We start from the raw sequence: 16,578 nt of genomic DNA, 5'->3' as shown, positions 1-16,578 counted from the left end.
GGGGGGGGGGCGCGGGGGGGGGGGGGGGGGGGGGGGGGGGGGGGGGGGGGGGGGGGGGGGGGGGGGGCCCCCCCCCCCCCCCCCCGCGGCGACCGCGCGCGTTTGGCGGACGCTGGCGCATGCCGTCACGGCCCTGATGGTGCTCGCCGTCATGTCGTCGATGGTTCTGCCTGCCTCCGCAATGGCCGACGACACCGTACGTGAAGTGGTGGCGCTGGTCGATGGCGGCCGCTTCGCGGAGGCGGAGGCAAGGATCGTGGCGCTTCTGGCCGACGACGACCGTCCTGCTGCGCAGCGACAGGCGCTGGCGTTCGAACGAGAACGGATGCGCCGGATCCGCCTGGACTTTCCCCACGACGTCACGTCGGTGCGGGCGAAGCTGCAGGAGGAGATTCCGGATCTGCAGGCGGGCGAGTTCGCCGCCTGGGACACGGCGGGTGCGCTCGAGCACCTGGTCATCGACGGCGAACGGCGCTACTTCGCGCGCACTGTGCCCAACCTGTTCCGGGTCAACGCCGAGGCGGCGGCCCGCCGTGCGACGCCGCGCAATGGTGTCTTCGGGCCGATGGAAACGCTCAACCCCCACCACGCCGAAGTCCGCGACGCGGCGCTCGCGACCGGCCAGGTCCACGTGGCGCCGCGCCGGATCAGGGTCAGTCAGTCCCTGATCGTCGATGCCGACGCGGTGCCCGCGGGCGAGACGGTCAAGGCATGGATTCCCTATCCGCGCGCCATTCCGGGCCAGCAGGAGGACATCCGGCTGTTGCGCACGACGCCTGCCACGCACGTGCTGGCCCCGGAATCGGCCCGGCAGCGCACCGTGCACATGACACGCCCGGCGGTTGCCGGCGAGCCGACCGAGTTCTCGGTCGAGTACGAGCTCACCGTGCGCGGCCAGTACCATGCGATCGATCCCGAGCGGGTCGTTCCCGTCGTCGCCGACACGCTCGTCCCCTTTCTCGCCGAACGCCCGCCGCACATCGTGTTCACCGACGACCTGCGGCGCTTCTCGCAGCAGGTCGTCGGCGACGAGACCCATCCGTACCGCATCGCGCGCAGGCTGTTCGCCGCTGTCGACCGCATTCCATGGGCATCGGCGCGCGAATACTCGACGATCTCCAACATCAGCGACTACGCGCTGCGCGCCGGCCATGCCGACTGCGGCCAGCAGACCCTGTTGCTGATGGCCCTGCTGCGGCTCAACGGCATTCCGACCCGCTGGCAGTCGGGCATGGTCTACTCCGACGGCGACTACGACAACCTGCACGACTGGGGCTGGATGTACCTGGCGCCGTATGGCTGGGTGCCGATGGACGTGACGACCGGGCTGCTGGACAGCGACGACGAGGAGCTGCGCTGGTTCTACTTCGGTGGACTCGATGCCTATCGCATCGCCTTCAACGACGACTATTCGCAGCCCCTGTTTCCGCGCAAGCGGCATTTCCGGTCGGAGACCGTGGATTCGCAGCGCGGCGAAGTGGAGTGGCAGGGGGGCAACCTCTACTTCGATCAATGGGACTACCGCTTCAGTGCGGAAGTCCTGGACGGCGGCCGGACCGTGGACGACCAGGTCGGGAACGATCAGGCAACGCGCTAGCGGCCTTCGCCGGCACGAAGGCCGCACGTGCCATGGACGGTGCGTTCACCGGTCCGGCGGATGGGTGCCGGACCGGTGAGGCCGGGCCCGGGCCTGTTCCGGATCCGGCTGCCCGGTCAGGCACGGGATGGCCTGGTACGGGCTTTCCCGGCAGGGACGCTGCACATCTCAACCACTACAAAAGCTCGGGGGACTAGACGACATGTACGGCACGGCTTTGCGTAAGACAGCGCTCTATATGGCAATGGGGGTGTGCCTGGCATCGATGGCGCCGGGCGCGGCGCTGGCCCAGAACGTCAATGGCGCCATTGCCGGCCGCGCCAGTGCAGGGGACACGGTCACGGTCACCAACACCGACACTGGCCTGACCCGGACGGTGTCGGTCGGCTCCAATGGCAGTTATCGCCTGTCCCAGTTGCCGGTAGGCAACTACACGTTGCAGGTCCGCCGCGACGGCCAAGCGGTAGGGCAGGCGATCGACGTCAGTGTCTCGCTGGGCAACGCCACAACGGTCAATCTCGATGCCGACGGCGTGGTCGACATGGCGGCGGTACAGGTAATCGGTACGCGGGTGATCTCGCCGGTCGACGTGACTTCGACCGAGTCGGCGACCAACATCACCGCCGAGGAGATCGAGCGGATGCCGGTCGACCGCAACGTGACCTCGGTCGCGCTGCTCGCACCGGGCGTCGCCGGCGGTTCCGCAAGCTTCGGCGGCATCTCGTTCGGTGGCTCCTCGGTGGCCGAGAACGCGTTCTACATCAACGGCCTCAACGTCACCGATTTCTACAACCGGGTCGGCTTCTCGGAAGCGCCGTTCGACTTCTACCAGGAATTCCAGGTCAAGACGGGAGGCTATTCGGTGGAGTTCGGCCGCACTACCGGTGGCGTCGTCAATGCCATCGCCAAGTCGGGCAGCAACGAATTTCATGGAGGCGCCAAGCTGGTGGCTTCGCCCCGCGCATGGAAGTCGTCGGCTCGGGACAGCTATCTCGACGGCGATCGCTATATCGCCCGCAGCCACGACAGCACCGACTCAACGCGTCTGAACCTCTGGGCGTCCGGCCCGATCATTCGTGATCGCCTGTTCTTCTTCGCGATGTACGAAGGCCGTGACATCGAACCCGAGAGCACCAACAATGCCGGTACCAGCTTCACCAGGGGCGAGTCCGACGATGGCTTCTGGGGCACGACGATGGATTGGCAGGTGACGGACAACAACCTCCTGAGCCTAATGGCGTTCTCGAACAAGAACCGCATCGACAACGAGACCTTTACCTACGACTACGATGCCGGCGAGGTTGGCGAAAAACTCAGCGAGTCCTATTCCGAGAGTGGTGGCGATAACTGGGCGCTGACCTGGACCTCCTACATCACAGACAATCTGTCGATGAAGTTGATGCACGGTAGCAGTGAACGCGAAAGTATCACCGCGTCTCCCAATGACGGCGACTGCAATTACGTGACCCGCGCTTCGGGAGTGCCCGATCCTGGCGTGCCGCTGGGCTGCACCAACAATTCGACGATCTACGACCGCAACGATCAGCGCGAGCAGACCCGGGCCGACTTCGAGTGGTCCCTGGGCAATCATCTGCTGCGCTTCGGCGTCGACAGGGAAAGCAACACTTCCGATCTGGACCAGGTCTATGCAGGTCCCGGTGGGATCCAATACAACGTATATACGACGACGCCGGGGGCCCAGATACCGGGTGCGGGCATCGTTCCACCTGGATACACCGCCTATGTCCGTGCCCGCCGCTACTCGATATTCGGCGAGTTCGAGAGCATCAACGAGGCGTTCTATCTGGAAGACAGCTGGTCGATCGGCGACGACCTCGTGCTCAATCTTGGTATCCGTAACGAGAGCTTCGACAACCGCGATGCCGAGGGACGTACCTACATCGAAATGGATGACATGTGGGCACCACGGGTCGGATTCTCGTGGGACGTGAAGGGAGATGCCACGACCAAGCTGTTCGGCAATATTGGCCGCTATTTCCTGCCGGTCGCCAACGTGATCAATATCAAGCAGGGCGGTGCACTGCTCGACGAACGCACGTACTACGGCTTCGACGGTTGGGAAATCCGCGAGCGCGACGGCGTCCAGTATGCCGTGCCGATCCTCGGCACCGAGTTCGGTTTTGACAACAGCCAAGGCGACGGGACCGTAGGCGATCTGCGCGCCGAGGTCGACAAGGATATGGATCCGGTCTATCAGGACGAGCTGATTCTCGGCTTCCAGCAGCAGATCAATGCGACCTGGTCGTGGGGCGTACGCGGTATATACCGCAAGCTGGAGAATGCAATCGACGACATGAACATCACCGCCACCCACTGCGGCCGCATCCCCAGCCGCTGGGTGATGGCGAATCCGGGAGAGGACGTCACGGTCTGGGGTGACACCGATTGCGATGGAGTCGATGACGGCTATCTGACCATCGATACCTCAAAGGCAGGCTACTGGACCGAAGCCGACAACTACGAGTACATCAACGGAGAATGGGAATATGTCGGCTCGACGCCAACCGGCCAGCGTGGCTGGGTGAAGCCGGATCGGACCTACAAGGCGCTTGAGTTCCAGGTCGATCGTGCCTGGGACGGAAGATGGGCCCTCAATGCTTCCTATACGCTGTCCTGGAACGAGGGTAATGCCGAAGGGCCGGTCAATACCGACACCAACTTCGGCGATACCGGCCGCACCGAGAACTTTGACGATCCGTTTGTCAATTATCGGGGCGATGGCCCGCTGGCCAACGATCACCGGCACCAGCTCAAGCTCCGTGGTACCTATGCCTTCAATGACAACTGGCGTGTCGGCGCAACGCTGGATGCGCGCTCGGGCGGTCCGATTACAGCTTTCGGGGTGGGCAATCCCTACAACTGGAAGAGCTATCACAGCTATTACATCTGCGTCGAGAACTGCGCGCCGCCCGAGAATGCACAGGAAGGCGATACCTGGAGTACCGACGATCGCGTCTTTGAACACTCCCCACGGGGTGGCGCGGGGCGCATGCCGTGGGTGATCGACCTTGGGCTGAGTCTGGCGTATGAACGCACCTTCGACGCCGGCAAGCTCGAAGCGAAGTTCTCCGTCTACAACCTGTTCAACCGCCAGGAGCCAGTGTGGGTCTATCAGGAACTGGAACCGGGCGTCGGCGATCGCGACGAGTTCTTTGGCAAGGAACGGTTTCTGCAGTCGCCGAGGTACGGGCAGCTGATCGTATCGTGGAGCTTCTGAGCGTTCTCTCCGCAGACTTGCCGCGGCGCCACGTTGCGCCGCGACGATCCTGGTTGGGTCGGGTCGCCCATGCATGTGCGGTTTTGCTGCTGCTCCTGGCCGCAATGCCGGCTGCGGCGGTTCAGCCCGAGCCTCGCGACCCCGCCGCCCTCGACCGCATCTTCGACGACTCGATGATGCGGTTCGGGCTTCCTGGAATGGCGATGGGCGTGATCGAGGACGGCGAGGTCGTCCATGTCCGGACCGGGGGCGAGACCGCCGCCGGTTCGGACGACCCGGTGACCTCCGCGACGTTGTTCAAGATCGCGTCGAACAGCAAGGCGATGACCGCTGCGGTGCTGGCGCGGCTGGTCGACGCCGGGAAGCTGCGCTGGGACGATCCGGTCACGCGGCACCTGCCGCGGTTCCGGATGTACGAGGACTGGGTCACCCGCGAGATGCAGGTGCGCGACCTGCTGATCCACAACAGTGGCCTGCCGGAGGGCGCCGGCGACCTGATGCTGTGGCCGGAGCCGAATGATTTCGGACGCGCCGACATCATCGCCGGGCTGGCCCATCTCAGGCCCGAGCGCAGTTTCCGTTCCGGCTATGCCTACGACAACCTGCTGTACGTGGTCGCAGGCGAAGTCGCCGCGGCAGCGGGCGGGGCATCGTACGAATCGCTCGTGCGCCGGGAGGTATTCGATCCGCTGGGATTATCCGGCTGCCGGGTGGGCGAGTGGACGCGGACCGGGGCCGGCAGCGTTGCCCAGCCGCACATGCGGACGGAGCAGGGCAATGCGGTGATCCGTGCCGATGGCGAGGTCGTGCCGGCAATCACCTCCGCTGCGGCCGGCGGAATACGCTGCAGCCTCGACGACATGCTGCTGTGGGCGCACAACTGGCTGCAGCCGACGGCGGAGCAGCTGCAGTGGCTTTCGCAGGAGCAGCGTACGGCGATGTGGACGGCGCATACGCTCCTGCCGGTTTCCGCGCGCAGCCGCGAATGGGACGGCACCCATATCCGCGCCTATGGCTACGGCTGGCGCCTGGCCGACGTGCACGGCGAGTGGACGATCTCGCACACCGGCACCCTGGCGGGCATGTACTCGGTGTTGATGCTGCTGCCCGACCGCCGTTCCGGATTCGTGGTGATGATCAACGGCGATGGCAGCGACGCGCGCTCGGTGATCACCTCGGCCCTGCTCGACTACTTCGTCCGGCCGGAGGCGGACACCCGTGTCGATGCGCTTGCCGATCGGCTGGAGCGGGAGCGCGACGGTGCAGGCCGTTCGCGCATGCCCGACACTTCCGGTCGCACCCCGGCTCACGCGCTCGACATGGCGGCCTACCTGGGCATCTATCGCGACCCGTGGTTCGGCGAGGTGTCGCTGTGCGATGCGGACGGCGGCGTACGTTTCGCCTCGGCCAGGTCGCCGCGGCTGTCCGGTCGCGTCATGCAGGTGCACGGTCGTGCGCTGGTCGACTGGGACGATGACACCATCGATCCCGAGGCGTGGATGGACCTGCACGGGGCCACGCCCGTTTCGCCGCCGCGGATGACGATGGCCAAGGTCGATCCCGATGGCGACTTCAGCTCCGACTACGAGGACCTGGCGTTCGAACGGGTCGGCGGTTGTGGAGGCTAGGGCGGTGCGCGGCGGGTTTCGACAGGCCATGCTCTCGGCCTTGCTTGCCGCGACCGCGACGGGTTGCGCGGGGCGTGCCGCCGACGACGCGGCAGCCAGCCCGCCGATGTTTTCCATGGCCACGACGCCGCAACAGGCCGGACTGGTCGACATCCGCGAGCGGGTGGCGGATATCGACCTGGACATCCGGTATGCCGGCAATGACAACTTCACCGGTGCCCCGGTGGACGGCTATCGGCATCCGCGTTGCTATCTTCTGGCGCCGGCGGCCGATGCGCTGGCCGCGGTCGAATCAGAGCTGCGCGCGCAGGGGCTGCGGTTGCGTATATTCGACTGCTACCGGCCGGTGCGCGCGGTCCGCCGCTTCATGCGCTGGGTCGAGGAGGATGCCGACCCGGCCATCCGCACCCGCTATCACCCCAACCTGCCCAAGAGCGCATTGCGCGGCGAGTACATCGCGCCGCTGTCCGGGCACAGCAGGGGCGCGACGGTGGACCTGACCCTGCTTGAATGCGACCGCGACCGCGCCTGCCGTCCGCTCGACATGGGCACGCCGTTCGACTTCTTCGATCCGCGTGCGAACACCGATTCGCCGCAGGTCACCGCGGAGCAACGCGCCAACCGCGATCGTCTGCGTGCGGCGATGGAACGGCACGGTTTCCGCAACTATCCGCAGGAATGGTGGCACTACACGCTCGACCCCGAGCCGTCGCCGCGGACCTACCACGACGTGCCGGTGGAATAGCCCGATGCGTTCCGATCCCACATCGGCGGGACCGGCCGGACGGCAGCGGCTTTTCGCCGCCGTTCTGCTTGCCGTCGTCGCAGCCGTCCTGCTCGCATGCGCCGGTCGCGGACTCGATCCGGCCGCGCCGCCGCCGCCCCGTACGTCGACCGATGCAGGCGTCGATGCGTTGATGGCGCGCTACCAGGGCGAGGTCCCCGGCGCGGCCCTGATGGTGATCCGCGACGGCGAGGCGGTCGTGCGCCGCGGCTACGGCCTGGCCGAGCTGGAAACCGGTCGTGCAGTGACGCCGGCGACGAATTTCCGCCTGGCCTCGATCAGCAAGCAGTTCACCGCGGCGGCCGTGTTGTTGCTGGCCGAGGACCGCCGGCTCGACCTGGACGACCCGGTCAGGCGCTGGCTGCCGACACTGCCGGCTGCGACGGATACCGTCACCATCCGCCATTTGCTGACCCATACCTCGGGTCTTGTCGACTACGAGGAGGCGATGCCCGCCGACCTCGACCCCGCCGACCTGTCCGACCAGTTGCGCGACGCCGATGTGCTCACGATTCTGGAACGGCAGGACCGAACCTATTTCGTACCGGGTACCGGTTACCGTTACAGCAACAGCGGCTACGCGCTGCTCGCACTGGTCGTGGAGCGCGCTTCCGGCGTCGATTACCCGGAGTTCCTCCGCCAGCGCATCTTCGCGCCGCTGGGCATGGATGCGACCCTCGCCTACGTCAGGGAAGGGCCGGCCGTGCCGGAGCGCGCCTACGGCTACAGCCGGACGGATTCCGGCTGGGTCCGGACCGACCAGAGCCTGACCAGCGCCGTGCTGGGCGACGGCGGCATCTATTCGTCGATCGACGACCTGGCCCGGTGGGACGCCGCGCTCTACGACGACCGTCTGTTGAGCGACGCCTCGCGCCGGCTCGCGTTCGCTGCGACGACGCCGACCGATGACCCGGATATCGCCTATGGTTTCGGATGGCGGATCACCGGCGACAGCCTGTGGCATTCGGGCGAAAGCATCGGCTTCCGCAACGTCCTGGTCCGTTTCCCGCAGCGACGCCTCACTGTCGTACTGCTCAGCAATCGCAACGATCCCGAGCCGTATGCGACCGCGTTGCGGGTCGCGGCGCTGTTCGGCGCGGAAGCCACGGGCGGCGGACGCTGAGGTTCAGGGCAGGGGAGGTTCGTCGGCGCCGAACAGGTCGCTCTGCGCGACGGCGTCCTCGGTCCCGGTGAAGCCGGAAATGCCGACGCCGACCAGCCGGTACAGCGTGTCCGCCGGCAGGTCGACGCGTTCGCGCAGCCCGCACGCCACAGCGGCCAACGCCTGCGCGCCGGCGGGCAGTGCAGGCAGGGTCAGGCTGCGGGTCAGGATGCGGAAGTCGGCGGTCTTCAGCTTCAGCACCACGGTGCGCGCGATCCGTTGTGGGTCGCGTTCCCGCTCGCGCTGGTAGCCGGCCCAGGTCTTTTCCGCCAGTCGCCGGATGTGCGTGTCCAGTGCGTCCAGCGGAAGGTCGTCGGGAAAGGTGTCCTCGGAGGACACCTGCATGGTCGGCCGCTCCGGTTGCACCGGGTTGTCGTCGATCCCGTGCGAAAGCCGGTGCAGACGCGCACCCCAACGGCCGAACATCGCTTCCAGCCGGTCCTGCCCCAGCGTGCGCAGATCGCCGACGGTGGCGATGCCGAGCTTGCCGAGCCGGCGTTCGGTGACCTTGCCGACGCCGGGCAGGCGTCCTACCGGCAGCGGGGTGAGGAACGCCTCGACCTGGTGCGGCTTGAGCACGAACAGGCCGTCGGGTTTGCGCCAGTCGGACGCGATCTTGGCAAGGAACTTGTTCGGTGCGACCCCCGCGGATGCAGTCAGACCGGTTTCCTCGCGGATCGCGGCACGGATCGCCTCGGCGGTCGCGGTCGCCGACGGCAAGCCGGTCCTGGTCTCGGTGACGTCGAGGTAGGCCTCGTCGAGCGACAGCGGCTCGATCAGCTCGGTGTGGCGGGCGAAGATTCCGCGGACCTGTCGCGATACCGCCTTGTAACGGGGGAAATCCGGCGCGACGAACACCGCATGCGGACACAGCCGCTCCGCCCGCAGCGCCGGCATCGCCGAACGCACGCCGAACTTGCGCGCCTCGTAGCTGGCCGCGCAGACCACCGAGCGCGCACCACGCCATGCCACGACCACCGGCCTGCCGCGCAGGCCCGGATCGTCGCGCTGCTCCACCGACGCGTAGAACGCGTCCATGTCGATGTGCAGGATCTTGCGGAGCGGCGGAGACACTCGGAACGTGGTGCGGGCAGGGCGTTAGTCAAAATACTAACGTCAGCCTGCATGCGAGGCCAGCGCTGGCCCATCGGCGCCTGCCTGGGCCGGCTCAGGACTCCCGCACCGCGCGCAGCGCCCGTGTCTCCAGGACGGTGTAGAGGACCAGTCCTGCCAGCAGCGGCAGCAGGTAATAGCAGGCGCGGAACGCCAGCACGGCGGCCAGCAGTCGCGGCGTCGACTCCAGATGGCCCAGCGCGGCCAGCGTCACCGCCTCCAGCACTCCGAGACCTGCCGGAATCCTTACGATCAGCGTTGCCAGCGCCGACATCAGCAGTGCGCCGAGCGCATCGAAGTAGCCGATCGCGGGCGGCATCAGCACGTGAAGCACGGCGCCAGCCAGCGCCCAGTTGGTGCCCGCGAGCAGCAATTGCAGAGCGCCCAGCGATGGCGGCGGCAGGCGGAAGTGGTGACTGCGCAGATGGAACATGCGCCCGTGGCCGAAGCGGCATGCGAGCAGGTAGCCGGCGGCCGCGGCAAACATTCCGGCGCCCAGCCAGCGCAAGGAGGCCCCGGCCGGTCCCCAGTGCGGCGGCGGCGCGATCGCGCCCATCGCCAGCAGGGCGCCCGCGAGCATCAGGTAGCCCAGCCAGTTGGTGGCCGTGCTGAAGACCACGATCCGCGTGATGCAGCCGGCGCCCAGTCCTGCGTGGGAATACAGCCGGTAGCGCAGTCCGGTGCTGCCAACCAGAGCGCCGATGTTGAGTCCGAACGCATAGCAGGTGAAGGCGATCGCCAGGACCTTTCCCGCGGGCAGGGCATGGCCGGCGTGGACGCGGGCGACCAGGTCGTAGCTGCCGTACAGCAGGTAGGACAGCGCAGCCAGCGCCGCAGCCGACAGCAGTGTCGACGGCGCGTAGCCGGCGAGCGCGGCGCCGACCTGCGGCCAGTCGATACCACGCGCATAGCGCACCAGCAGCACCGCGGCGGCCAGCAGCAGGGCGGCGAACGCCCAGCGACGGACACGGTGCCACCGCGATCGCCGCGTCATCAGCTTTTCTCCGGCCCCGGGGCTTCGGGCGGATGCATGAGCGCGGTGCGCGGCGGCGGCGCCGGCAGGCGGCTGGCCCAGTCGGGGAAGCGGCGCAGGCAATGGAACAGCAGCGGTCGCGTCAGCGGCTGCCAGAAGCGCTGGCGGGGGACGCTCGCCCGGTCGACCGCACGGCAGTGCTGTCGGATCAGCGCCTGCAGGCGCGTGCGCAGATCGTCGACGAAGGCGCGGTCGTGGATGAAGATGTTCGCTTCCAGGTTCAGCGACAGGCTGAGCGGATCCAGATTGCTGGAGCCGACGGTGCACCACTCGTCGTCGACATAGGCGACCTTGCCGTGGAACGGGCGCTCGCAGTACTCGTGGACACTGATGCCGGCATCGAGCAGGTGCGCGTACAGCACCCGTGCCGCGGTCAGCGCGATCGGCGTATCGGGTTCGCCCTGCACGATCAGCGTCACCCGCACGCCGCGGCGGGCGGCTTGACGGAGATCGCGCAGAAAGCCGTAGCCGGGAAAGAAATAGGCGTTCGCCAGCATCAGTTCACGCCGCGCCGCGCGTATCGCCCGCCGGTACTCGTGCTCGATGCTGGTGCTGCGATGGTCGTTGTCCCGTGGCAGGAACATGATCCGGGCGTCGCCCGCCTGAGGGACTTCGATCTTCGGCTGCGGCCGCCAGGGATGGCCGATCCCGTGCGTGGCGAGCGCGCATTCGACGAACGAATGCACGTCGGCGACGATGGGGCCTTCCAGCTCGACCGCATAGTCCTGCTTGGCTCCGGGGCCGTAGTGGGCCAGGTGGTCGGCGGCATAGTTGATGCCACCGATGAAGGCGCGTCTGCCGTCCACCACCAGCAGCTTGCGGTGCATGCGCCGGAACACATGCAGGCGCACGCCGAACCGGCGCGGCCGGTGATCGAACACGCGCAACCGCACGCCCGCCTCCAGCAGCGGTTGCAGGAACTGCGGCGTGAAGCCGGGCGATCCATAGCCGTCGACCAGTACCTCCACGCGCACGCCGCGCTGTGCCGCCTCGAGCAGCCGTCGGTGCAGTTCCCAGCCGACCTCGTCCTCGAACCAGATGAACGTTTCCAGCAGGATCTCGCGGGCGGCGGCGTCGATCGCCGCGAAGGCCGCGGGAAAGTACGCCTCGCCGTTCTCGAGCAGGCGCGCGCTGTTGCCGGCGCGCCAGGGCGCCGCCGCTGATGCCGGTCGCCCGAGGGCGCTCACAGCGCGACCTTCGCCAGCAGCGGCAGGTGGTCCGACAGGTGCGACCACGGCCGTCCGCGTGGGACGCGGGCGCTGCGGATGCGCAGGCCGCGCACGTAGATGCGATCCAGTGGCATCAGCGGCCAGCGTGCCGGAAAGGTGCGCGCGACGCGGCCGGTGGTCACCTCGAACGCTTCCTGCAGCCGGCAGTCCCGCAACAGCGGGTGGCCGCGCACGCGCCAGTCGTTGAAGTCGCCGGCGACGATCAGCGGCGCATCGGCCGGAATCTCCTCGTTGACCATGTCGCACAGCAATCGCAGCTGCCTGTGCCGGTGCGGTTCGCGCAGTCCCAGGTGTACACAGAGAGTGTGTACCTTGAACGACAGTCCGGGCAGTTGCAGCAGGCCGTACAGCAGCCCCCGCTGTTCGTGCCCCCGTACGGACACGTCGCGGTTGCGGTGACGGAGTATCGGAAATTTCGACAACAGTGCATTGCCGTGGTGACCGTGTGGATAAACGGCGTTGCGGCCGTAGGCGAACTGCGGCCAGAGGGTGTCGGCGAGGAACTCGTACTGGGTCGCCTGCGGCCATTCCGGGTGGCGTTCGGCATGGAGGACGTGTTCGCCAAGCACCTCTTGCAGGAACACCACGTCGGCTGACACGTCGCGGATGGCTTCGCGGAGCTCGGGCAGCACGAAGCGCCTGTTGAGCAGGTTGAAGCCCATGTGTGCATTGACGGTCAGAACGTTGAACGAAGCCATGCGCCCGCGGCTGAAGCGGTGTCGGACACCGATTCTGCCGCGGGCGCGGGATGCGTCGCGTGAGCGGGACGTAATCGTTACGTCAGCATCGCAACGTGTCGTTCAGGTCAGGCCGGTGGCGTAGAACAGGCCGATCACCACGAACACCGCCATCGTCTTGATCACGGTGATCGCGAAGATGTCCTTGTAGGCCTGGCGGTGGGTCAGGCCGGTGACCGCGAGCAGGGTGATCACCGCACCGTTGTGGGGCAGGGTATCCATGCCGCCGGAGGCCATCGACGCGACGCGGTGCAGGACCTCCATCGGGATGGCCGCGGCATCGGCGTTGGCGATGAAGGTGTCGGCCATCGCCGCCAGTGCGATGCTCATGCCGCCGGAGGCCGAGCCGGTGATGCCGGCCAGCGCGGTCACGGTGACCGCTTCGTTGACCAGCGGGTTGGGGATCGAGCCCAGCGCGTTGGCGACGACGAGGAAGCCGGGGAGGGCGGCGATCACCGCGCCGAAGCCATACTCCGACGCGGTGTTCATCGAGGCGAGCAGGGCGCCGCCGACCGCGCTCTTCGTGCCTTCGGCGAAGCTCGCCATCACCGGTTTCCAGGCGAACGCGATCACCGTGGCGATGCCGACCAGCAGCGCGCCCTGGACCGCCCAGATCGCCGCGATCTTCGACACTTCCTGCACCACCGGAGCGGCATTGCCGACCACCGCCGGGTCGAAGCTGTGGCTGTCGCCGTAGAGCTGCGGTATCCAGACCGTGAACAGCTTGTTCGATATCCCCACCAGCACCAGAGGCAGGATCGCGAGGAACGGATTGGCGAGCTTGCCGCCGGTGAACGCAGGGGGTTCGTTGAGCAGGGTCGCCGGGTCGCCGTAGCCCTCGCCGGCGCGCGCGGCCTTGCGTCGGCGCGTTTCCAGCCAGGCCATGCCGACGATCAGGATGAACACACCGCCGGCCGTGCCGAGCACCGGCGCCGCCCACGAATCGGTGCCGAAGAACGCGGTCGGGATGATGTTCTGGATCTGTGGGGTGCCGGGCAGCGCGTCCATCGTGAAGGTGAACGCGCCCAGCGCGATCGTGCCGGGAATCAGCCGTTTCGGAATGTCGCTCTGCCGGAACAGTTCGGCGGCGAACGGGTACACCGCGAACACCACCACGAACAGCGAGACGCCACCGTAGGTCAGCAGCGCACAGACGACCACGATCGACAGCATCGCCCGCTGCGCGCCGAGCAGCTTGATGGTCGAGGCGACGATCGCCTTGGAGAAGCCGGAAATCTCGATCAGCTTGCCGAAGATCGCGCCGAGCAGGAATACCGGGAAGTACAGCTTGATGAAGCCGACCATCTTGTCCATGAACAGGCCGGTGAACATCGGCGCGACCAGCGACGGGTCGGTCAGGAGCACTGCGCCCAGCGCGGCGACCGGCGCGAACAGGATCACGCTGTAGCCGCGGTAGGCGACGAACATCAGGAAGCACAGTGCGGCCAGAACGATCAGGAATGACATCGAGAATCCCCGGTATGCGGGAGACGGCAAGGCCGCCTGTCCCATGGACCTCCATCCCCGCGGACGGGTACCGGACGCGGCGACGCGTGCCGGAATGACGGAAGCTCGTTTCGCAAGAGTCTCGGCAAGCCGATCACGACCCGGCATTGTCCGAAGGTACAGCTGTCCGCGCCCGGCACCGAACCTAGTCTGTGGCGGCATGGCGGGTTGCGCCGCCACGAACCGACCACGCCGTCACCGGCCCGTACTTGTACCCTGGGGAGAGGACACGACATGAACCGCAGACACCTGAGCATCGCGATTGCCTGCGCGCTGCTGGCGCCCAGCGCCTGGGCACAGGATGCCGATGAAGGGGCCGCGCAGGGAGAGCGTGCCGCAGCCACCCTCGATGCGGTGACGGTCACCGCCCGCAAGCGCGAGGAGACCCTCCAGGAAGTGCCGGTCGCGGTGACCGCATTCACCGCCGATGCGCTCGACAAGCTCGGCGTGGAGGACATCTCCGATCTCGATGCGGAGGTGCCGAACCTGACCATCTACGCCGCGCGCGGTTCCAGCAGCACGGTCACCGCCTACATCCGCGGCGTCGGCCAGGCCGACCCGCTGTGGGGCGTGGATCCGGGCGTCGGCATCTATTTGGACGACGTCTACATCGCACGTCCGCAGGGCGCGCTGCTGGACGTGTTCGACGTCGAGCGGGTCGAGGTGCTGCGCGGCCCGCAGGGCACCCTGTACGGCAAGAACACCATCGGCGGCGCGATCAAGTACATCTCGCGCGGCCTGCCGACCGAGACCGACGGTTTCGCCTCGGTCACCGTCGGCAGCCACGGCAAGCTCGACGTCAAGGCCGCGCTCGGCGGCTCGCTGGCCGGCAACGATGCGCTGCGCGGCCGCATCTCGGTCGCCAGCCTCAACAGCGACGGCTATGGCGAGAACCTCGTCACCGGACAGAAGGTCAGCGACAAGGAGATCCTGGCGCTGCGCGGCCAGCTCGGCGCCTATGTCAGCGACGACTTCAACATCCAGTTCGCCTACGACTGGATGGACGACCAGTCCGGCGTGCGCGGCGCGCGGATGCTGGCGCCGAACCCGTTCAACGCGCTGTTGTTCCCCCAGTACGGCGCGTTCCCGCCGCTGGACGACCGCTACGACGTCCGCAACGGCATGCCCAACGTCAACGACACCTCGATGAAGGGGCTGTCGGCGACCGCCAACTGGCGCGTCAACGACGACTGGTCGCTGAAGTACGTGATCGCCAAGCGCGAGTCCGATACCGAGACCAACATCGACTTCGACCTGACCACCGCGCCGATCGTCGATGTCAAGGCGTTCTACCGCGACCAGCAGGTCAGCAACGAACTGCAGGTCAACTACGACGGCGGCGGTCGCGCCCGCGGTGTGATGGGCCTGTACTGGTTCGACGGCGAGGCCGGCGGCCAGGTGCTGAACAACTTCATCAACAGCCTGTTCGGCGACACCCAGGGCACGGTCTACACCGAGAGCATCGCCCTGTACGCCGACTGGACCTTCGACCTGACCGACCGCCTCAAGCTCGATGTCGGCGCCCGCTACACCGACGAGGACAAGCACGCGGTGGTGCTCAACCGCAGCTACAGCGACGGCACTTACTCCACGCCGATAGCGGTGGTCGCGGACTTCGACAAGACCATCAACTTCAAGAACACCTCGCCGAAGGTCTCGCTGGACTACCAGGTCACGCCGGACATCATGGTCTACGGTTCGGCGTCGCGTGGCTTCAAGTCCGGCGGCTTCAACATCCGCGCCAATGCCACCGCGGTGCCGCGTTCGGCCGAGCCGTTCGACGACGAGATCGTCGACAGCTACGAGATCGGCAGCAAGATGGCGCTGCTGGGCCAGACCCTGTTCCTGAACTTCGCGGCGTTCCACAACGAGTACAAGGACATCCAGCTGTCGGTTTTCACCGCCTACGATTCCGATGGCGACGGCGTCGACGATGCGTTCTTCGGCGACTTCACCAATGCCGGCGCCGGCACCGTCGACGGCGTCGAGATCGAGTACCAGTGGCTGCCGAGCCCGAACTGGGCGATCAACGGCAACCTGGCCTGGCTGGATGCCGGGTACGACGAGTTCATCACCAATGGCGTCAACGTCGCCGGCGACCAGAAGTTCACCAATGCGCCGGAGTTCTCCGGTGCGATCAACGTCGAGTACCGGATGCCGCTGGCCAACGGCGGCGACTTCTCGGCGCGGGTCGGCTACAGCTACCAGAGCGAGGTCTATCCGACCACCGACCTGTCGGAAGCGATCAGGCAGGAGGGCTACGGTCTGCTCGACGCCGGCGTCAACTGGCGGATGGACGACGCCTGGAGCTTCTCTCTGCAGGGCAAGAACCTGCTCGACGAGGAGTACCGCACGACCGGCTACAACATCGGCGTTCTCGGCGTGCTCACCGGTTTCTACGGACCGCCGCGAGAGTACTGGCTGACCGCCCGCTACGACTTCTGATCCGGGCGGCCGCTGCCGCCCCGCCGGACACCGTATGGGGCGGGTGGCGCCCGGCTGATTGGCGCGGGACGGGTTCAGGGACGGGCCCCCTCCGCGCTGCGCTATG

At 67.1% G+C, this 16,578-nt stretch carries 11 protein-coding genes; 6 read left to right on the top strand and 5 right to left on the bottom strand.

Going from position 1 to position 16,578, the window contains the following annotated elements; all coding sequences use genetic code 11:
• Positions 1-151: 151 nt before the first annotated feature.
• The 5 genes from L3V18_RS15245 to L3V18_RS15225 all read left to right on the top strand — a co-directional run bounded on the left by L3V18_RS15245 (position 152) and on the right by L3V18_RS15225 (position 8,370).
• The gene (locus L3V18_RS15245) at positions 152-1,597 is read left to right on the top strand and encodes a transglutaminase-like domain-containing protein (RefSeq protein WP_237056010.1); all 1,446 of its coding nucleotides are present in this window, start codon (positions 152-154) and stop codon (positions 1,595-1,597) included.
• Positions 1,598-1,799: 202 nt separating this feature from the next.
• Positions 1,800-4,835, top strand: coding sequence for a TonB-dependent receptor (locus L3V18_RS15240; RefSeq protein WP_237056008.1), 3,036 nt, complete (start codon positions 1,800-1,802; stop codon positions 4,833-4,835).
• Positions 4,836-4,918: 83 nt separating this feature from the next.
• The gene (locus L3V18_RS15235; protein ID WP_343226346.1) at positions 4,919-6,463 is read left to right on the top strand and encodes a serine hydrolase domain-containing protein; all 1,545 of its coding nucleotides are present in this window, start codon (positions 4,919-4,921) and stop codon (positions 6,461-6,463) included.
• A 28-nt stretch (positions 6,464-6,491) separates the two neighbouring features.
• Positions 6,492-7,208, top strand: coding sequence for a M15 family metallopeptidase (locus L3V18_RS15230; protein WP_425493542.1), 717 nt, complete (start codon positions 6,492-6,494; stop codon positions 7,206-7,208).
• A 4-nt stretch (positions 7,209-7,212) separates the two neighbouring features.
• The gene (locus tag L3V18_RS15225; protein ID WP_237056004.1) at positions 7,213-8,370 is read left to right on the top strand and encodes a serine hydrolase domain-containing protein; all 1,158 of its coding nucleotides are present in this window, start codon (positions 7,213-7,215) and stop codon (positions 8,368-8,370) included.
• A 3-nt stretch (positions 8,371-8,373) separates the two neighbouring features.
• On the opposite strand, the gene dinB is transcribed toward L3V18_RS15225, so the two are convergent.
• The 5 genes from dinB to L3V18_RS15200 all read right to left on the bottom strand — a co-directional run bounded on the left by dinB (position 8,374) and on the right by L3V18_RS15200 (position 13,988).
• Entirely contained in the window at positions 8,374-9,483 is a 1,110-nt protein-coding gene (dinB, locus tag L3V18_RS15220) for a DNA polymerase IV (RefSeq protein ID WP_343226344.1), read from the bottom strand.
• A gap of 94 nt (positions 9,484-9,577) precedes the next feature.
• The gene (locus tag L3V18_RS15215; protein ID WP_237056002.1) at positions 9,578-10,516 is read right to left on the bottom strand and encodes a lysylphosphatidylglycerol synthase transmembrane domain-containing protein; all 939 of its coding nucleotides are present in this window, start codon (positions 10,514-10,516) and stop codon (positions 9,578-9,580) included.
• Entirely contained in the window at positions 10,516-11,742 is a 1,227-nt protein-coding gene (gene clsB, locus L3V18_RS15210) for a cardiolipin synthase ClsB (protein WP_237056000.1), read from the bottom strand. Before clsB ends, L3V18_RS15215 begins: the two co-directional genes overlap by 1 nt.
• Positions 11,739-12,482, bottom strand: a complete 744-nt coding sequence (locus L3V18_RS15205) for an endonuclease/exonuclease/phosphatase family protein (RefSeq protein ID WP_237055998.1) — start codon at positions 12,480-12,482, stop codon at positions 11,739-11,741. Before L3V18_RS15205 ends, clsB begins: the two co-directional genes overlap by 4 nt.
• A gap of 102 nt (positions 12,483-12,584) precedes the next feature.
• Positions 12,585-13,988 carry a GntP family permease gene (locus tag L3V18_RS15200; protein WP_237055996.1) on the bottom strand — a complete coding sequence of 468 codons (1,404 nt, stop codon included), beginning with the start codon at positions 13,986-13,988 and terminating at the stop codon, positions 12,585-12,587.
• Between the two features lie 273 nt (positions 13,989-14,261).
• On the opposite strand from L3V18_RS15200, the gene L3V18_RS15195 reads away from it, so the two are divergent.
• Positions 14,262-16,472 carry a TonB-dependent receptor gene (locus L3V18_RS15195; protein ID WP_237055994.1) on the top strand — a complete coding sequence of 737 codons (2,211 nt, stop codon included), beginning with the start codon at positions 14,262-14,264 and terminating at the stop codon, positions 16,470-16,472.
• The last annotated feature ends 106 nt before the right edge of the window (positions 16,473-16,578 follow it).

The sequence above is a fragment of the Marilutibacter chinensis genome (assembly GCF_021725675.1).
GTDB lineage: Bacteria > Pseudomonadota > Gammaproteobacteria > Xanthomonadales > Xanthomonadaceae > Marilutibacter > Marilutibacter chinensis.
This window is presented reverse-complemented; position numbering and strand designations above follow the sequence as displayed.